Origin of the sequence: Micromonospora sp. KC207 (assembly GCF_004348615.1) — a bacterium.
Taxonomy (GTDB): Bacteria; Actinomycetota; Actinomycetes; order Mycobacteriales; family Micromonosporaceae; genus Micromonospora.
Genome location: NZ_SMKJ01000040.1, coordinates 1 through 18340, shown reverse-complemented (window position 1 = coordinate 18340; position 18340 = coordinate 1). Strand labels below are relative to the sequence as shown.

Sequence of the window (18340 nt, the reverse complement as noted above, 5' to 3'; positions counted from 1 at the left end):
GTTACTCCTTCTCGGCAGAGATGACTTTGGTCCAGGCGGTGATCTGCTCGACCACCTCGACCGGCAGGCCGGTGGGCAGCTCCGCCCGGCCCTTGAGGAAGCTCTCGAACTGGTCGATCACGTCGTCGGCGCAGCCGCGCCGGGACAGCCCCACGCGGTTCACCCCGGTGACCCGCGCCGGGTTGCCGACCGCGATCGTGAACGGCTCGACGGTGCGGCGCACGGCCGACCCCATCCCGATCATCGCGCCCGGCCCGATCTGGGTGCGTTGGTGGACGACCGTGCCCATGCCGACGTTCGCCCACGACCAGACGTGGGTGTGCCCGCCGAGATGCACCGCGTCGGTGAGGGTCACGCCGTCGTCGACCAGGCAGTCGTGGCCGACGTGGCTGCGGGCCAACAGGTAGCAGTCGTCGCCGATGCGGGTGGTCTCCTCGGTCCCCTGATTGACGGTGACGAACTCCCGGAGGATGTTGTTGTCGCCGATCACCACGCCGGCGCCGTCGGACTCGCCGTCCCAGGCCGCCGGGTGCGGCCTGCCCCGGTACTCGGCCGGTGTCCCGATAACCACGTGCGGGGCGAACCAGTTGCCGTTGCCGATCCGGCAGGGGCCGACGACGACGCTGTAGGGGCCGACCACGTTGTCGTCGCCGAGCTCCACATCAGCGCCGACGACGGCGGTGGGGTGGATTCTGTTAGCCATGCGTGTCCGCTCTGCGCCTTCGGCCGGGCGGATCACCGCCGCCCGTGACCGGTTGGGTTTCGGTCGGCCAGCCTACCGGACCGAATCCCCGATACCGGCCACCGGGATCGCCGCCCCAGGCGTTCGTCCATCGTTCTTTCGCACGTCATCGACAGTGTCGGCGAAGCCGTTCATCGTGCCTTCGGAGGACGTTCGGCCATGCCGGGGGCCGGGGCGGTCCACGGTGACCCGGCCGGTGTTGCGGTAGCGTGGCGCGGTGCGCCGGAACCGTCCCGACCGATACCTACACGTGTCCAGGTCTTTCTCCGGTCACGCCGTCCCCCACCGGAGCTGACAGGAGCCACCACCGTGCGGATCGCTGTTGTCAACAACTTCTTCCCGCCCCGGCCGGGTGGTAGTTCCCACCTGTCCGCGTCGCTTGCCGCGCGGTACGCGGCGGCCGGTCACGAGGTGCTGGTGCTGACGGCGGCGTACCAGGACGCGCCCCCCGAGGAGGAGCGCGACGGGTACCGGGTGGTCCGGCTGCCGGCCATGCCGATGCCGCAGCTCGGCCTGTCGATCGACTTCGACATGGCCTTCACCGTGGCGCGCCCGGCGAACCTGCGCCGGGTGGGCAGGCTGCTGGACGGTTTCCAGCCGGACGTGATCCACCAGCATGGCCAGTTCTTCGACCTGACCTGGCTCTCCGGCTGGTACGCGCGGCGGCACAAAATCCCCGTGCTGCTGTCAGTGCACACCCGGTTGGAAAGCCCCGACCCCAAGTACATGACGTTGTTCAAGGGCTTGGACCGGTTCCTGGTGAAGCCGATCCTGCGCAGCTACCGCCCGCGCTACGTCATCATGGACGAGTTGTGCGGCGCGTACTGCGAGCAGCGATACCTCGCCACCCCCGACGAGTTCGAGTACATTCCCGTCGCGGTTGAGCCGAGCCGGTTCGAGGCGCCCCCGACGCGCGACGTCCGGGCCGAGTACGGTATCGGCGATCAGCCACTGATCGTCTCGCTCGGGCACGTCATCCCGCTGCGCCATCGGCTGCCCCTGATCGAGGCGCTGCCGACGATCCTCGACAAGCACCCGCAGACCAAGGTGATGATCGTGGGCCGGGTCTACTACGACGCCTTCGCGAAGCGGGCCGCCGAGCTGGGAGTGACCGGCGCGATCATCACCACGGGCGTGGTGCCCCCGGCGGACGTGCCGTCCTTCTTCGCCGCCGCCGACATCGTCACCCACGACCTGCAGGGCAGCGGTTTCGGCACGGCCAGCCTGGAGGCGATGGCGGCCGGTCGGGCGACCATCGGCACCATCACCGAGACCAATTTTCCTGCGGTGGAGCTGCGCAACTGGGAGAACTTCGTGCTTGCCCGGCCGAACGACGGGCAGGACCTGGCCGAGGCGGTAATCCGGCTGCTCGACGATCCGCAGGAGCGGGAGTGGATCGCCAAGGCGCAGCGGGAGCTCGTGCACGCCAACTTCACCCTCGACGTGGTGGCCCGGCGACACCTTGCCGCGTTCGCCCGCATGACTGGTGCCCACTGACCCGGCTCGCCCCACTCCGGATGGAGGGAAGCCCCGCATGAACCTGGTCGCCCCGACCGCCCGGCTGATCGACGCCGCCACCGGCGCCGTCCTCGGCGGCGCTGGCCTCGCCGCCGAGGTGGGGCGGCACGCCGCCGCGTACGCCGGGTTCCCGCCCGGGGTGGTCTTCGCCCGCAGCGGCACCTCGGTGCCGGCGGTGCTGAGGTACGCCGGCGCGCTGCGCGCGCAGCGCCCGGTGGCGCTGCTGGACCCGGCGCTGGACCCGGCGGTGCTGGCCGACTTCGTCCGGCGCTTCGAGCCCGCCGTGGTGGTGGGCCTGGCCGAGGGCGGCGCGGGCGCCGACCCCGGTGAGCGGCCCAAGCAGTACCGCACGGTCGACGACGAGGTCCTCGGCCCGGTGTGGGTCCGCGAGCGCGCCCCGGCCGACCAGCCGCACCCGGACCTCGCGGTGCTGCTGGCCACCTCCGGCTCGACGGGGGACCCGAAGTTCGTCCGGCTGGCCCGCACCGCCGTGGAGTCCAACGCGGCGGCGATCGCGCGGACGCTGGCCATCGACCCGGACGAGATCGCCCCGACCAGTCTGCCGCTGTACTACAGCTTCGGCATGTCCGTGCTCAACAGTCACCTCGCCGCCGGGGCGACCGTCCTCGTCGTCGACGGGGGCGTGCTGGCCCGCGAGTTCTGGCAGGCCGTGTCGGCGCACGGCGCGACGTCGCTGGCCGGGGTGCCGTCCAACTACGAGATGCTGCACCGGATCCGGTGGAGCCCCGCGAGGTACCCGTCGCTGCGCACCCTCACCCAGGCCGGCGGCAAGCTGCGCGACGAGACGATCCTCGCCTTCCACGAGAAGATCGCCGCCGTGGGCGGCCGGTTCCACGTCATGTGGGGCTGCACCGAGGCGGCGCCCCGGATGAGCACCCTGCCGGCGGACGCGCTGCCCGACCGGGTCGGCTCGGTCGGCCCGGCTCTTCCCGGCGGCTCGTTCACGGTGCTCGGCCCCGACGGCGCGGAAACCGACCGTCCCGGCGTGGTCGGCGAGCTGGTCTACCGCGGCCCCAACGTGATGATGGGGTACGCCGAGAGCTCCGCCGACCTGGCCCGCGGCGACGAGCAGGGCGGGGTGCTGCGTACCGGTGACCTCGGCCACCTCGACGCCGACGGGTTCGTCTGGCTGCGCGGCCGGCTCAAGCGGTTCGGCAAGATCTTCGGCATCCGGGTCAACCTGCACGACATCGAGGAGATGGCCCGCGACCAGGGGCCGGTCGTCGCCGTCTCCGGCCCGGACCGGGTCGTCGTCTTCGTCGAGGGCATCACCGACGACGGCGCGCGGGCCCTCGCCGGGCGGCTGGCGGGGCGGCTGCGGCTGCACCGGTCCGGCTTCGACGTGCGTACTGTCGAGCGGTTGCCGCAGCTACCCAACGGCAAGATCGATTACCGCTCCCTGGAGGCGCTGGTATGACCCTGTTCGCCCTCGACCAGGCGGCCCGCGAGGCCCGGCTGCTGCCGGAGCTGGTCGAGCTGACCGAGCACCACCGGGCCCGTAGCCCCGAGTACGCCCGCCTGCTCGCCTCCCTCGGCCACCTGCCCGGCCGCCGGTACGACCGCGTCGCCGACCTGCCCTGGCTGCCGGTGCGGCTGTTCAAGCACCACGTTCTCAAGAGCATCGGCGACGACGAGGTCTTCAAGGTCCTCACCTCCTCCGGCACCACCGGCGACGTGAGCCGGATCTTCCTGGACCGGGAGGCCGCGGGGGTGCAACAGAAGATGCTCTCCGCCACGCTGAGCGCGGTGATCGGCACGAAGCGGCTGCCGATGCTGCTGGTCGACACGAAGGCCCTGTTCAAGGACAGGACGTCGTTCTCCGCCCGGGGCGCCGGGGTGCTCGGCCTGATGAACTTCGGCCGGGACCACACCTTCGTCCTCGACGAGCAGGAGCGGCCCGACCCCGCCGCCGTGCGCGCTTTCCTGGACCGCCACGGCGACCAGCCGTTCCTCATCTTCGGCTTCACCTTCATGACCTGGCTCTACCTCTACGAGCTGGCCCGCGACCACAGGTTCGACCTGAGCAACGGCATCCTGATCCACAGCGGCGGCTGGAAGAAGCTCGTCGACCGCGCGGTCGACAACGCCGAGTTCCGCCGCCGCTTCACCGCCGACACCGGCCTGACCCGCATCCACAACTTCTACGGCATGGTCGAGCAGATCGGCACGACGTTCCTGGAGGGCCCGGACGGCGGCGGGCTCTACTGCCCCGAGTTCGCCGACGTCATCGTCCGCGACCCGCACACCTGGGCGGAGGTGCCCGTGGGCACCCCCGGCGTGGTGCAGGTGGTCAGCACGATGCCCCGGTCGTACCCGGGGCACCTGCTGCTCACCGAGGACCGCGGCGTCGTGCACGGCGTCGACGACGGGGCCTGGCCCGGCAAGCGGTTCTCCATTCTGGGCCGGCTGCCCCGGGCCGAGGCGCGCGGGTGCAGCGACACGTTCGCGGAGGCGGCATGAGCGGCAAGGTGATCGAGCGGTTCCCGGCCGGCGGCGCGATCGCCGTCGACGACCTGGCCGCCGCGTTGCGCGCGGTCCCGGCCGGGGGCCCGCTGACCGTCGGCGACGAGCGGATCGTCGAGTTCCTGGTGGCGTTCGCCCGGCGGCTGCTGCGCCCGGCCGTCGCCCGCCGGCACCCGGAGCTGGCCTCCCTCGGCTTCTTCCTGCGCCGGGGCGAGATCGCCAAGACCCTCGCCCGGGTCGCGGACGAGCCCGGCCAGCTCCGCTTCCCCAGGGGGCTGGTCTTCCACGTGCCGCCGGCCAACGTGGACACCATCTTCGTCTACTCGTGGGCGCTGTCCGCGCTCGCCGGCAACGCCAACGTGGTGCGGATATCGTCCCGGTCGGCCGGTGCGGCCGACGCGGTGCTCGACGCGCTCGACGACACCCTCGCCGACGCCGACGAGGTGGTCCGGCAGACCCAGCGAATGGTCACGTACGGGCGCGACGACGCGGTGACCGCAGCGCTGTCGGCCGCTGCGGATTTGCGGGTGATCTGGGGCGGCGACCGGTCGGTCGGCGAGATCCGCCGGCACCCGCTCGCCCCGCACGCCCGGGACCTGACCTTCCCGGACCGGTCGTCGTTCACGGTGATCGGCGCGGCCGGCTGGCTCGCCGCCGCCGAGCGGGACCGGGACGCCGCCGCCCTCGGCCTCTACAACGACTCGTACTGGTTCGACCAGGCGGCCTGCGCCTCGCCCCGCACCGTGTACTGGGTCGGTGACCGGGCCAGCACCGAGACCGCCCGCGCGGACCTGCTGGCGCGGCTGCGTACGGTGCTCGACGGCAAGCGGCCCGAGGTGGACGCCGCGATGGCGGTGGAGAAGCGGGTGGCCACCTACGGCCTGGCCATCGAGGGAACGGCCACGGCCATCCACTTCGACGGCAACGACCTGGCGACGGTGGAGCTGGCCGAGCCGGGCGACATTCCGCGCCGCTGGCTCGGCGTCGGGACGTTTCCGCAGGCCCGCGTCGAAACCCTCGCCGACCTCGCGCCGGTGGTGGTGCGCCGGGACCAGACCGTCACCCACTTCGGCTTCGCCGCCGACGAGCTGGTCGCCTTCGCCCGTACGCTCGCGGGACGCGGGGTGGACCGGATCGTCCCGGTCGGCGACGCGCTGAGCTTCGCCGCCACCTGGGACGGGTACGACCTGATGCGCGAGTTCACCCGGATCACCAGCGTCGTCACCCGCTGAGCGACGGTCCCGGAGACGCCATGCGTTGACGGGGGGCGTGTTTTTCCCCGGGATGCGCCGAGGAGGCTTGCCTTCCCCGGGATCCCCGAGGGGCACGCTTTCACCGGGGCCGCTATTCGCCGGCGGTGGCCGCCTGCGCCGGGGCGTCCCGGCGCAGCTGGCGTACCCCGGACAGGGCGGCCAGGCCGGCGGCGAGCACGTCGGCGATGGTGAAGATGAGCCGGGACGCCAGCGCGATTCCCATCGCCGCGCCGACGCCGCCGCTGCCCACCAGGAACGGGGCCAGCGCGGCGACCAGCACGGCCTCCCGTACGCCCAGCCCGGAGGGGGAGAGGAAGGCGAACATGCCCACGGTCATCGCGATGGCGAACGAGCCGACGCTGCGCAGCAGCCCCTCCATGCCGGGGGTGGCCTGGGCGTTGGCCAGCAGCCACAGGTGCACGCCGAACAGGGCGTAGCCCAGCGCGCTCCAGCCCACGACCCTCGACACGCCCGGCCAGGTGAGCCGGTGCTCCAGCGGCGGGCGGCGCAGCACCCGCAGGGCGAACTGCACCAGCGCGGTGAGCACCCGCGGCACGGCGCAGACCAGCGCGACCGGGAACAGCGCCGCCACGATCCACAGCGCGACCCGCACCGAGCCGGCGTACGTGGAGTCGCCCCCACCGGCCGCGTCGCGCAGCGCCGGCAGGCTCAGCAGGCCGAGGCCGAGCGCGGCCGTCACGCCGAGACCCACGCTGACCAGGGTGGCCAGGAAGGCGCGGGCGCGGGGCAGGCCGGCCCGCCTGCTCAGTTCGACCTGGAGCACGTACGCCCACACGCTGCCCGGGATGTACTTGCCGAGCTGGCCCACCAGACAGATGCGCAGGGCGGCGGACACCGACACCCGGTGTTCCAGGTCGCGCACGGCGGCCCGCCAGGCCATCGTGTTGGCCACCATCCCGGCCAGCGCCGCGAGGACGGACAGCACCACCGACTGCCAGGCCAGGCCCAGCCACGTCGACCGGACCTGCGGCCACTGGTCGACGACGCTCCAGGTCATCCCGGCGGCGATGGCGACGACCACGGCGACGCGCATGCCCAGCGACAGCCACCGCTTCAGCGGGCCTGCCGGTGGCGCGGCAGCGTAGGTCGCCGCCGGTTCCCCGGCGGTGCCGACATCCTTCCGCGTGGCGGTCTGAACCATGCGTCACGTGCCTCCACGTCTCGTTCCGCCCGTCGCGCAAAGTGAGGACGGGCCGAGCAGGGCACTACACTAGCCCAGGCCGCGCGCCCGCACCCGCCCGGCGCGCCCGCGCGGAACTCCACCGCGACGCCGGCCACCGCCCGCCGTGTCGACGTCCGCCGCTGTTACCGTGCTCGCTGCCACCGACCCCGAGGAGAGACGCTGTGATCCCCATTTCCGTCGTGAAACTCGACGAGGAGGCCGAACAGCTGGCGGTGGAGGTGATCCGCTCCGGCGTGCTGGCGCAGGGTCCGATGGTGGCCCGGCTGGAACGCGAGTTCGCCGACCTGGTCGGGGTGGAGCACGCGGTTGCGGTCAACAACGGCACGACCGCGCTGGTCGCCGCCCTGGAGGTGCTCGACCTGCGGCCCGGCGACGAGGTCGTCACGAGCCCGTTCACGTTCGTCGCCACCCTCAACGCGATCCTCGAGGCCGGCGCCACCGCCCGGTTCGCCGACATCCGCGAAGACGACTTCTGCCTGGACCCGGCGGCCCTCGCCACCGCGATCGGCCCGCGCACGAGGGTCGTCGTGCCGGTGCACCTGTACGGGCAGCCAGCGGACATGGGCGCGATCGTGCCTTTGGTCGAGCGGCACGGCCTGGGCCTGGTCGAGGACACCGCGCAGTCGCTCGGCGCGACGGTCGACGGGCGGGGGGCCGGCAGCTTCGGCCTGGGCACCTTCTCCCTGTACGCCACGAAGAACCTCACCACCGGTGAGGGTGGGATGATCACCACCAACGACGCCATCCTCGCCGACCGGCTCCGGGTGCTGCGCAACCAGGGCATGCGCCAGCGCTACCAGTACGAGGTCGCCGGCCACAACTACCGGCTCACCGATCTACAGGCCGCCCTCGGCATCCCGCAGCTCGCCGGCTACGCCGGCAACGTCAAGCGCCGCAGGGACAACGCGGCCCGGCTCTCCGCCGGCCTGGCGGACGTCCCGGGGCTGCGTCTGCCGGCCGAGCTGCCGGGCCGCTCGCACGTCTGGCACCAGTACACCGTCCTGGTCACCGACGTCGCCCCGGCCAGCCGGGACGAGGTGGTCGCCCGCCTGGGCGAGCAGGGCGTGGGCTGCGGCGTCTACTACCCGAAGGCGGTCTACGACTACGACTGCTACCGGGAGCACCCCCGGGTGGTCACCGATCCCGCCCCGGTCACCGACCGGGTGGCCCGGCAGTGCCTCTCCCTGCCGGTGCACCACCACCTTGCCGACGGCGACGTGGACCGGGTGGTCGAGGCCGTGCGCAAGGCGGTGGGCGCGTGACCGCGCCGGTGCGTTTCGCCCTCGTCGGCACGGGCGTGATGGGTTCCCTGCACGCCCGGGTCATCGCCCAGTCCGACCGGGCCCGGCTGGTGCGGGTCGTCGAGCCCCGCGAGGCCGCCGGCCGGGAGGTCGCCGACCGGTACGGCGCGCAGTGGGTGCCCGACGCTTCGGACCTGTCCGGCGTCGACGCGGTGGTGCTCGCCGCCCCCACCGAGTTCCACTACGACCTCGCCGGCCACGTGCTCGCCGCGGACAAGCCGCTGCTGATCGAGAAGCCGGTCTGCGGCAGCCTCGGCGAGACCGAGGACGTCGTGGCCACCGCCGAGAAGCGCGGGGTCCCCCTGCTGTGCGGGCTGCTGGAGCGGTTCAACCCGGCGGTGCTCACCGCGCTAGCCCTGGTCGACAACCCGGTGCACCTCACCGTCACCCGGCACTCCCCGTACGCGCCGCGCATCCGCACCGGCGTGGCCTGGGACCTGCTGATCCACGACGTCGACCTGGCCATCCAGGCGTTCGGCGGCCAGGAGCCGACCGACGTACGCGGTGTGCTGGGTCATTTCCACCCGGGTTCGCTCCCCGGCGCGGAGGACGTCGCCGAGGCCCTGCTGACCTTCGGCGACGCGGCGCTGGCCAACGTCTCGGCGAGCCGGATCGGCCAGCGTAAGGTGCGGACGCTAATCATCAGCGAGGTGGACAGGCTCATCGAGGCGGACCTGATCCGCCGGGACGTCACCATCTACCGGCACGTGTCGCTGGACGCGGCGACGCCGGACGGGCGTGGCTACCGGCAGCAGAGCATCATGGAGGTGCCGGAGTTGCTCTCCAACCGGGAGCCGCTGGCCGCCCAGCTCGATCACTTCCTGGACATCCTCGCCGGCACCGCCGACGCCGAAGCGGAACGGCGGCGGATCCTTCCGGCGCACCGGGCCGTCGGCCAGCTCTTCGCCGACCATGCCTGAAGCCCCCGGGCGGGACCGGCGGCACCGTGTCGCCAGACCGGCCGGCGGGCGCGTTCGGGTAGGCTGCCCACCGTGCGCCCGGCCGGCCGCCGCCCGCCGAGGGTGAGCTCCGGCAGCCCGCCTTCCCACTCGACATAGATCAAGGAATCCCCTGTGCCGAACGTCGCAGACGACGCCCTGGCAATGGAGGACCAGCGCGCGCCGGAGGACCTGCCCCGCGCGCCGGACGACCAGCCCGAGACGCCGCAGGACCAGCCCGGCGCGGGCGAGGAGCGGCCCGAGCAGGCCGCGGACAGGCCCGGGGGGCCGCAGGACCAGCCCGGTGCGACCGAGGACCGGGATGCGTCGCCGGGCCGGTCCGACGCCCCGGCCGGGCCCGCCCGGGTCCCCTTCACCCGGCGGTTCGGTGCCGTCGTCGGGGCCCTCCCGCGCCGGATCACCGACGCCGCCGTGCTGGCCTTCGCGCTGTTCACGGTGATCTACCACGCGGCGTTCCTGGTCGAGCTGCGGCCCTCGGTGATCTTCGGGATTTGGCTCTACTGCTGCGCCGCGCTCGCCGTCCTCGCCCTCGTTCTCGGGGTGGTCCGCGCCGTACGGCGGCGGCGTGCGCCGGCCCCGCCGCCCGCCGTGGCCGACGCCGAGCCCTCGGGGACGCGGCGCTGGTGGTGGCTCGCCGTCGGCCTGGTCACGGGCGCGCTCGGCATCGGCGCCGCCGTCACCGCCGGGGTGGCCGGGCTCGTGTCGTGGTGGGTGCCGACCGGCCTCGGGCTCGCCGCCTCCGTCGGCGCGGCGCTGCTGGCCCGACGGGCGTGGCTGGCCCGGAGCGATCCGCAGGAGCCGGTCGCCACGGGCTGGCAGGCGCTGTTCGTGCTGCTCGTGTCGGCCGGGGTCGCGGTCTCCTCGCTCTACATGGCCCGCAACAGCAAGGACGACGTGTTCTACGTCGGCAAGTCGGTGTGGGTGGCCGAGCGGGACATCGTCCCGTTGCGGGACTTCCTGTTCACCGAGAACGTGGCTGCCCCGCTGAGCACGCAGCCGCCGACCGCCTCGATCGAGGTTTTCGCCGGCGCGCTCGCCCGGTTCCTGGGTATGCACGCGGCGGACGCCACCTGGTTCGTGCTGCTGCCGGCGCTGGCCGTGCTCGCGGTGCTGGCCCTGTGGCGGCTGGTGCACCGCTGGGCGCCCCGCCGTCCGGTGCTGGCGTTCATCGTGGCCATCGCGTACCTCTACCTGGTGGTCGGCTCGGACGCCGCGCTCGGCACCTTCCACCTGCCCCGGCTCTACGAGGGCAAGGGCATGTTCGTCTCGGCGGTGATCCCGCTCATGTGGGTCTACCTGACCGACTGGTTCGAGTCCCGGTCGACGTGGAAACTGTTCCTGGTCGCCGCGCTCTCCGTGGTGGCGACCGGGCTGTCCACGACATCCGCGATCATCCTGCCGCTGCTGGTCGGCGCGGCCGGCCTGGCGATGCTGCTGGTGGGCCGCTGGGTCGCCGCGCTGGGCGCGGGGGTCGCCGCGCTGGCCTACCCGGTCGGCGCGGTGCTGGTGTCCCGGCTGGCGCTCGGGCCGGTCGCCACTGCCGGGGGCGAGACCCAGTTCTTCGACGCCGAGGGCACCTACCGCCGCACCCTGCTGGTCGGCGTGCTCGGCGTCATCGGCGGGCTCGCCCTGTGGTTGTCGCCCCTGCTCGTCCGGGGACGGACCCCCCGGCTGCTCGCCGCCGGGGCCGCCCTGACCATGAGCGTGCTGTTCGTGCCGGGCGTGCTGGAGGCGCTCGCCGAGGCCAGCGGCGTCTCGGCGGTGCTGTGGCGGGTGCCCTGGATCCTCGCCCTGCCCGGCCTGATCGGCATCCTCTGCACCGTCGGGCTGCCCCGGCTGAAGTGGTCGTCCCGGCTGGTCGGTCTCGTCGTCGCCAGCGCGCTGATCTTCTGCTTCGCGACGTTTGGCGTGCCGATGTGGCACAAGGACAGCTTCGTCGAGGTGGCGTCGCGCCCGCTGTGGAAGCTGCCGCAGCAGCGGCTGGAGATCGTCCGGTGGATCGACGGGCTGCCCCGGGAACCCGGCCTGTTGCTCGCCCCGTCGACGCTGATGCGGGTCGCGCCCGTCGTGAGCAGCCGGCTGCGGGTCGTCATGCCCCGCGACGGCTACCTCGTCGAGTACGACCAGAACTCCGACTTCGTCCGCGACCGGCAGCGACTGGCCGCGTTCGCCGACGGCACGGCGATCGCCTCGGACGCGGAGGTGAAGGCGTCCATCGAGCGGCTGAACGTGACGACCATCTGCGTCTACTGGGTCAACCTCCAGGCCAGGGACACCCTCAAGCGACTCGGCTACGAGATGTACGCCCGCAGGTTCGCCCCCGGTGCCGTCCGCTGCTTCCGGCAGCCCTGAGCAGGCGCGAGGCGGACCGTCGACCGCGCCCGCCGGGTGCGGTCGGGGGCTGATCGGGTAGCAACGGGACGAAGCCCGTAATACCCGAATATGGCTCGCCGTTCGCCTCGCGTTAAGGTCTGGGGGCGAGTGGGACCAGGACGACGTACGGGGGGTTCCCGCCGCTAGCCGCACTGAACGTGGAGGCCGGTCCCGGACAGGGCCCGGCCCCGTCGCCGATGTCGTTGGGGGAGAGTAACCGTTGTTCGGCAAGTTGATGGGACCGGCGGGCGTGGCCGCTCGCGGAGCCGTGCTGCTGCTCTTCTACCTGATCGCGCTCGCTGCGGGAGCTCTCGGCGCGGTCTGGGTGTTCGCGGTGAGCGGGGTCGCCGCGATCGTCGGTGAGTTCGCCCTCGGCCGCTGGTCGGCGCCGACCATGACGCTGCTGGAGAAGGTCGGCCTCGGCCATGGCTACCGCCAGCTCACCCGCGACCTCTCGGCCGTCCTGCTGGTGGTCGCGGCGATCCGGCCCAGCCCGGCCGAGCTGAGCGCGATCCTGCTGCTGCCGGCCGTGACCTGGGTGATCGCGGTCTTCGCCGGGGCGCTGAACCGGATGATCGACCGGCGCAACCCGGTCACCGCGCTGGTGCGCAACATCGACCTCGGCCCCATGCGCTCGGCACCGCGCCCGCCCGAGTGGGCGGCCGGGGTCGCCGGTGAGCGGCTCGCCATGGCCAACGTGGTGCTGGTCCCGGCGGCGGTGCTCACGGTGCTGTGGGACGACGCCGCGCCGATGCTGGCCGGCGGTGCCGCCGCCGTGCTCGCCGCGGCCGCGGCCGGCGGCATCGTCGCGCTGGCCTGGCTGCGGGGCCGGGGCACCGGCAAGAGCCCGGTCCTGCCGGCGGTGCAGCGCTGGCTGGACTCCTACCGGCCCGAGGTCGCCCTCTACTTCGCCGGGCCGGCGAAGGACGTCTACCAGGCCAACATGTGGCTGGCCCCGACCGAGGCCCTCCAGCGGCGGGCCGTGGTGCTGACGCGCAGCCGGGAGGCGTTCAACGAACTGGCCGACACCCGGCTGCCGGTGATCTGCGTGCCGGCCGGTGTGGACTTCATGAACCTGGAGTTCGGCAGCGTGCGTGCCGCCCTGTACGCGGCGAACGTCGGCGCGAACATCCACATGCTCCGCGAGCCGGGCATGAAGCACGTCTTCGTCGGGCACGGCGACAGCGACAAACAGGCAAGCGTCAACCCGTACAGCAAGGTGTACGACGAGGTGTGGGTGGCCGGCCTCGCCGGCCGGGAGCGGTACGCCCGGGCCGGCGTCGGCGTGCTGGACGCCGACATCGTCGAGATCGGACGGCCGCAGCTCGCCGGCGTGCACACGTTCGGCTCGGGGTCGCCGGACCGGCCCTTCACCGTGCTCTACGCGCCGACGTGGGAGGGGTGGCTCGACGACGACCCGTACCACACGTCGCTGGTGCTGATGGGAGAGCGGATTGTCCGGGGCCTGCTCGCCACCCGCCCGTCGCTGCGGCTGATCTACAAGCCGCACCCGTTGACCGGCACCCGTTCGAAGGAGGCGAAGGCGGTCCACGAGCGGGTGGTGGGGCTGATCGACGCAGCCGGTGGCGACGTCGACGCCACCTCCCTCGACGGCTCCCGCCACCGGGTCGTCACCGGGCGGGTCCCGGCCCTGTTCGACTGCTTTAACCAGACCGACCTGCTGATCAGCGACATCTCCAGCGTGGTCTCCGACTTCGTGCAGAGCCAGCGGCCGTACGTGGTGGCGAACCCGAGCGGGCTGCCCGAGGACGACTTCCGCCGGAACTTCCCCACCTCGCGGGGGGCGTACCTGCTGTCGAAGGACTGCGGGGAGCTGGAGAAGATCGTCGCCGTCACCCGGGCGGGCGACGACCCGATGACCGAGGCGCGCCGGGAGCTGAAGGTCTACCTCCTCGGCCCGGACGAGCCGAACCCGATGGAGCGGTTCCGGCAGGAGATCGGCCGCCTCTGCGGCTGATCCGGCGACGTCGGGACAAAGGGGGGCGGCAGGAGCCGTCCCCCTTTCCCGTACCGAAGTCAGCCACGGCGGGGTGGGTTGGCCAGGTCGCGGGAGACGACCTGCCCCTTCTCGTCCACCCACCCCTTCGGCCGGGCCGGGTTGCCGGCGACCAGTTGGTACGGCGCGACGTCCCGGGTGACCACCGAACCTGCGGCGACCATCGCGTACTCGCCGACCTCGATCCCGCAGACGAGGGTGGCGTTCGCCCCGATCGACGCGCCCCGGCGGACCAGGGTCGGGGTGATGGTCCAGTCCGGGTTCTGCGCCCGGGGGCGGAAGTCGTTGGTGAAGACGGCGCACGGGCCGACGAAGACCTCGTCCTCGATGGTCACGCCCTGGTACACCGAGACGTTGTTCTGGATCTTCACGAGGTCGCCCACGGTGACACCGGCGTCGACGTACACGTTGCGACCGATCACGCAGCCGGCGCCGACCCGGGCGCTGGACCGGATCTGGGCCAAATGCCAGACCTTGGTGCCGTCGCCAACGCGGGCACCCTCCTCCACATCGGCGCTCGGGTGGACGAAGACCGCGCTGGGCTGTTCGGTGGTGTCAGTCATCCTTCAACTCGCATCGCTCGGGGCGCCGTGCGCCGGCGGGTGGACGCGGGCGGACGACGGCGGGTGCTCGCCACCGCCCGCGCGGGATCGGACTGCCGCGCCCGGCGGTGAGCCCGGGCGGCCCAGCCGGGGCACCGCAAGTGAGCACGCGGTCGTCCCGCAGACCGGGACCGGCGCGCCGCCGGGCGTGCCCCGCAACGGGCAGGCGGGGAGTAGTGACCGGGCGGCCCTCCCGCCCGGCCGGCACTTCTGCGACCATTCCACGGTCGAGAACGAGGAAGCGGGGAGGCGGGTTGCGTATCCTGCTGGTCGAGGACGACCGCCGGGTGGCCGCGGCCCTGTCGTCGGCCCTGACCCGCCGCGGCTACGAGGTGGAGCACGCCGCCACCGTCGCGGCGGCGCTGCGCGCCGCGCCCTGCGACCTGGTGCTGCTCGACCTGACCCTGCCCGACGGCGACGGCACCGACCTCTGCCGCGCCCTGCGCCGGCGCAGCGCCCAGCTCGGCATCATCGCCGTCACCGCCCGTGGCGAGGAACGCGACCGCGTCCTGGGCCTGCGGCTGGGTGCCGACGACTACGTGGTGAAGCCCTTCTCGATGGTCGAGCTCCAGGCGCGGATCGAGGCGGTGCTGCGCCGCGCGGCCCACGCCGCGCCGGAGCGGGACGTGATCGAGGCGGGCCCGGTCCGCATCGACGTCGCCGCGCGGACCGTCACGGTCGACGCCCGGGAGGTCACCCTCACCCGCAAGGAGTTCGACATCCTGCTGTCGCTGGCCCGGCAGGTCGGGGTGGCGGTGTCCCGCGACCGGATCCTGTTGGACGTCTGGGGCACCACCTGGGCCGACCGGCACACCGTGGAGGTGCACGTCGGGTCGCTGCGCGGCAAGCTGGGCGACCCCCGGCTGGTGGAGACCGTCCGCGGGGTCGGCTACCGGCTGCGCGGGGAGTGAGGGAGCCCGGTGCGTCGTCGGCTGGTCATCAGCTACCTGCTGCTGATGGTGCTGGTGCTCATCGCCCTGGAGACCCCGCTCGCGGCGACCCTGGCCACCCGGGAGACCGATCTGGTGCGCGCCGACCGGCTCGCCGACGCCACCCGGTTCGCCTCGCTCGCCGGGCCGGCGCTGCGCGGTGGCGTCCCGGGGCCCATCGACGGCGAGCTGAGCAGCTACGACGAGCTGTACGGCATCGGCGCGGCGGTGGTCGACCGCGATCGCCGCACGGTGGTGGCGTCGCGTAGCTGGGCGTCCGGGCCGGGCACCGAGTCGGCGCTGGACAACGCGCTGTCCGGGCAGCAGTTCAGCGCCCCGGGCTCGGTGTGGCCCTGGGCCGACGGGCCCGTCGTGGTGGCGGTGCCGATCAACGACGGCGGCGAGGTGCTCGGGGCGGTCGTCATCACCACCCCGGCCGCCGGGGTCCGGCGGACCGTCACCGCGTGGTGGCTGCTGCTCGCGGCGATCGGCATCGTCGCCGTGCTGGCCTGTGTGCTGACCGCGTTCGGGTTGGCCGGGTGGGTGCTGCGCCCGGTCACCGAGCTGGACGCCGTCACCCTCGAGATCGCCGAGGGGGACCGGGGTGCCCGGGTGCAGCATCGGCTGGGCCCGCCGGAGCTGCGCCGTCTGGCGGCGAGCTTCAACAACATGGCCGACGTGGTGTCGGACGTGATGGACCGGCAGCGGGCCTTCGTCGCGCACGCCAGCCACCAGCTGCGCAACCCGCTGACCGCGCTGCGGCTGCGGGTGGAGGAGCTGGGGCCGAGCCTGACCGATCCGCAGGGACGGGCCGAGCACCGGCTCGCGCTGGAGGAGACCGACCGGCTGGCCCTGGTGCTGGACGCCCTGCTCACCCTGGCCCGCGCCGAGCGTGAGGAGAACCAGCGGGTCACCGTCAACGCGTCGGCGGTGGCCGCGTCCCGCGTCGCCGCCTGGCAGCCGTTGGCCCGGCACAGGTCGGTCACCCTCCGCCTGGCTCCCGCCGACGGCCCGGCGTACGCCCGGACCGTGCCGACCGCGATCGACCAGGCACTGGACGCGTTGATCGACAACGCGGTGAAGTTCAGCGGCGCCGGCGGCGAGGTGACGGTGAGCGTCCGGCACGCCGACGGCGGGATCGCCCTCAAGGTGCGGGACACCGGCCCGGGCATGACCCCCGACCAGATCGACCGGGCCACCGAGCGCTTCTGGCGGGCCCCCGAGGTGCAGAACGTCGACGGCGCCGGGCTCGGGCTGACCATCGTCGCGGTCCTCGTCGACGCCTCCGACGGGCGGCTCACCATGCGGCCGGGGGAGCCACACGGGCTGGTGGCCGGGCTGTGGTTCCCGGCCCCGGGCCCAGCGGACGCCGCCGGGGCGACGTCCCCGGCCCCGGACCCCACCCGAGCGCTGCCCCCGACCCGGGTCGCGGGCTGACGGGTCAGGGCTTGGCCGACCGGTACCAGTCGGCAGCGCCCGGGTGCAGCGGCAACGGGGTGGTGGCGATCGCCGACCGGGTACTCATCCGGCCGGCCGCCGGATGGGCCGCCGCCAGCTCCGCCCGGCGCTCCATCAGCAGCCGGGTCACCTCGCGGACCAGCGGCTCCGGCAGGTCGGCCCGGACGACCAGGTAGTTCGGGTTCGCCACTGTCGTGACCGGCTCGACCCCGTACACGGAGCGGGGGATGTCCCGGGACACGTACACCTCGCGGTAGCTGCGCCGTAGCGGCTCGGTCCACTCGCCCAGGTCGACGATCCGCACGGCGCTGCCGGAGGCCAACTCCTCGACGCCGCGCACCGGCAGCCCGCCGGAGAAGAAGAACGCGTCGATGCGGCCGGCCCGCAGCGCGGCGACCGAGTCGTCCAGGCCGAGGCGTTCCCGGTGCACGGCGGTGCCGCCGAGGTGGGCGACCTCCAGCAGCCGGGTGGCGGTGATCTCCGTGCCGGAGCCGGGCGCGCCGACGGAAACCCGCCGGCCCCGCAGGTCGGCCACCGAACGGACCGGGCCGCCGGCCGTGGTGACCAGGTGCAGCAGGTCGTCGTAGACCCGGGCCACCGCCAGGACGCCCGGGTGCTCCTTCAGGCCGGTGGGCAGCACGTCGGCCTGGGTGAAGCCCAGCTCGGCCTGGCCTGTGCCCACCAGCCGCATGTTCTCCGCCGAGGCGGCGGTGACCACCACGCTGGCCCGCACCCTGGGCAGCTCACGGTTGAGGATGTCGGCCAACGACCGACCGAACGCGTGGTAGACGGCGGTGGGGCTGCCGGTGGCGATCCGGATCAGCGCCGGCTCGCCCGGCGACTTCCGGCATGCGCCGAGCCCGGGTGCCGCCGCGACCAGCACCAGTAGCAGCACCGCCACACCGGCGGCGCGCGGGGGCACAGTCCAGCTACGGCTCACCCGGGCACTCTGCGCCGTGCACCCCCGCCCGCGCAAGCCCGTCAGCCGCCGCCCGCGCAAGCCCGCCAGCCGCCGCCCGCGTGGGCCCGTCAGCCGACGGCGGCCACCCCCGGCCCGGTCGCCGGGTCCAGGGTGACGCTGTGCAGGATCCGGTCCCGATCCGGGCCGTCGGCCACGCTCACCACGAAGCAGCCCGCGCCGGGTCGCAGCAGGACGGGCACCTCCAGCAGCACGGCCCCCCGGACCAGCACGGCGGCGAACTCCCGGTCGGTCAGCCGGATGCCGAGGATGTGCCGGCGCACGTGCCGGCCGCCGGCCAGCAGCGCCGCCCGCCACGCCGCGGCGGCCAGCCGGGGCCGCCACGCCCGGCGCGGCGCCGACGCCCCCGAGGCGGGCCCGCCGATCAGCTCCCGGCGGCCCTGCCGCCAGCCGATGTCGACCAGCGTCGCGTACGTCGCCTGGTGCTCGCGGGGCACCTGGAGGCGGTGCAGCTCGTAGCGGCGGCGCAGGCCGCCGGTGATCACCTCGTGCCGGACCGGGATCTCCAGCCGGGCGAGGAG

15 protein-coding genes are annotated in these 18340 nt (G+C 73.5%); 10 read left to right on the top strand and 5 right to left on the bottom strand.

The genetic code is table 11. The features are described from left to right. Position 1 precedes the first annotated feature (1 nt). On the bottom strand, positions 2-703 hold the full coding sequence (locus tag E1258_RS07740) for a UDP-N-acetylglucosamine acyltransferase (protein WP_132398164.1): 702 nt from the start codon (positions 701-703) through the stop codon (positions 2-4). A 348-nt stretch (positions 704-1051) separates the two neighbouring features. Between E1258_RS07740 and E1258_RS07735 the strand changes: the two genes are divergently transcribed. The 4 genes from E1258_RS07735 to E1258_RS07720 are packed head-to-tail and all read left to right on the top strand — an operon-like array spanning position 1052 to position 5976. Then, the gene (locus E1258_RS07735) at positions 1052-2239 is read left to right on the top strand and encodes a glycosyltransferase family 4 protein (RefSeq protein ID WP_132398162.1); all 1188 of its coding nucleotides are present in this window, start codon (positions 1052-1054) and stop codon (positions 2237-2239) included. Positions 2240-2276: 37 nt separating this feature from the next. Continuing rightward, entirely contained in the window at positions 2277-3698 is a 1422-nt protein-coding gene (locus E1258_RS07730; RefSeq protein WP_165949677.1) for an AMP-binding protein, read from the top strand. Further along, positions 3695-4741: an acyl-protein synthetase gene (locus E1258_RS07725; protein WP_007075615.1), complete on the top strand. Its 1047-nt coding sequence runs from the start codon at positions 3695-3697 to the stop codon at positions 4739-4741. The genes E1258_RS07730 and E1258_RS07725 overlap by 4 nt, the downstream gene beginning before the upstream one ends. Further along, entirely contained in the window at positions 4738-5976 is a 1239-nt protein-coding gene (locus E1258_RS07720; RefSeq protein ID WP_165949676.1) for an acyl-CoA reductase, read from the top strand. The genes E1258_RS07725 and E1258_RS07720 overlap by 4 nt, the downstream gene beginning before the upstream one ends. A 112-nt stretch (positions 5977-6088) precedes the next feature. On the opposite strand, the gene E1258_RS07715 is transcribed toward E1258_RS07720, so the two are convergent. After that, positions 6089-7159: a lysylphosphatidylglycerol synthase transmembrane domain-containing protein gene (locus tag E1258_RS07715; protein WP_132398156.1), complete on the bottom strand. Its 1071-nt coding sequence runs from the start codon at positions 7157-7159 to the stop codon at positions 6089-6091. Positions 7160-7362: 203 nt separating this feature from the next. Between E1258_RS07715 and E1258_RS07710 the strand changes: the two genes are divergently transcribed. From E1258_RS07710 to E1258_RS07695, 4 genes are all read left to right on the top strand, one after another. Next, positions 7363-8463, top strand: coding sequence for a DegT/DnrJ/EryC1/StrS aminotransferase family protein (locus tag E1258_RS07710; protein ID WP_132398154.1), 1101 nt, complete (start codon positions 7363-7365; stop codon positions 8461-8463). Continuing rightward, a complete protein-coding gene (locus tag E1258_RS07705) occupies positions 8460-9422 on the top strand; it encodes a Gfo/Idh/MocA family protein (RefSeq protein ID WP_132398152.1) in 963 nt (320 codons plus the stop codon). The genes E1258_RS07710 and E1258_RS07705 overlap by 4 nt, the downstream gene beginning before the upstream one ends. A gap of 153 nt (positions 9423-9575) precedes the next feature. Continuing rightward, positions 9576-11813, top strand: coding sequence for a DUF6077 domain-containing protein (locus tag E1258_RS07700; protein WP_207919462.1), 2238 nt, complete (start codon positions 9576-9578; stop codon positions 11811-11813). Between the two features lie 241 nt (positions 11814-12054). Continuing rightward, complete coding sequence (locus tag E1258_RS07695) at positions 12055-13812, top strand: CDP-glycerol glycerophosphotransferase family protein (RefSeq protein WP_207919461.1); 1758 nt, start codon at positions 12055-12057, stop codon at positions 13810-13812. Between the two features lie 59 nt (positions 13813-13871). Here E1258_RS07695 and E1258_RS07690 read toward each other — a convergent pair whose 3' ends face one another. Beyond that, positions 13872-14414, bottom strand: a complete 543-nt coding sequence (locus E1258_RS07690) for an acyltransferase (RefSeq protein ID WP_132398150.1) — start codon at positions 14412-14414, stop codon at positions 13872-13874. Positions 14415-14707: 293 nt separating this feature from the next. On the opposite strand from E1258_RS07690, the gene E1258_RS07685 reads away from it, so the two are divergent. Both E1258_RS07685 and E1258_RS07680 read left to right on the top strand, forming a co-directional pair. Further along, positions 14708-15364 (top strand): response regulator transcription factor, encoded by a 657-nt coding sequence (locus E1258_RS07685; RefSeq protein ID WP_132398148.1) that lies wholly within the window; start codon positions 14708-14710, stop codon positions 15362-15364. A gap of 9 nt (positions 15365-15373) precedes the next feature. Beyond that, positions 15374-16819: a HAMP domain-containing sensor histidine kinase gene (locus tag E1258_RS07680; protein WP_243715263.1), complete on the top strand. Its 1446-nt coding sequence runs from the start codon at positions 15374-15376 to the stop codon at positions 16817-16819. Positions 16820-16823: 4 nt separating this feature from the next. On the opposite strand, the gene E1258_RS07675 is transcribed toward E1258_RS07680, so the two are convergent. Together E1258_RS07675 and E1258_RS07670 are read right to left on the bottom strand one after the other, a co-directional pair. After that, positions 16824-17780, bottom strand: a complete 957-nt coding sequence (locus E1258_RS07675; RefSeq protein ID WP_132398146.1) for a TAXI family TRAP transporter solute-binding subunit — start codon at positions 17778-17780, stop codon at positions 16824-16826. An 89-nt stretch (positions 17781-17869) separates the two neighbouring features. Further along, a partial coding sequence (locus tag E1258_RS07670; protein ID WP_132398144.1) for a hypothetical protein occupies positions 17870-18340 on the bottom strand: 471 nt, incomplete at its 5' end.

Coding starts and splice junctions, on each gene's coding strand:
- E1258_RS07725 (WP_007075615.1), top strand. CDS start 3,695: ATGACCCTGTTCGCCCTCGACCAGGCGGCCCGCGAGGCCCGGCTGCTG.
- E1258_RS07730 (WP_165949677.1), top strand. CDS start 2,277: ATGAACCTGGTCGCCCCGACCGCCCGGCTGATCGACGCCGCCACCGGC.
- E1258_RS07715 (WP_132398156.1), bottom strand. CDS start 7,159: ATGGTTCAGACCGCCACGCGGAAGGATGTCGGCACCGCCGGGGAACCG.
- E1258_RS07690 (WP_132398150.1), bottom strand. CDS start 14,414: ATGACTGACACCACCGAACAGCCCAGCGCGGTCTTCGTCCACCCGAGC.
- E1258_RS07740 (WP_132398164.1), bottom strand. CDS start 703: ATGGCTAACAGAATCCACCCCACCGCCGTCGTCGGCGCTGATGTGGAG.
- E1258_RS07720 (WP_165949676.1), top strand. CDS start 4,738: ATGAGCGGCAAGGTGATCGAGCGGTTCCCGGCCGGCGGCGCGATCGCC.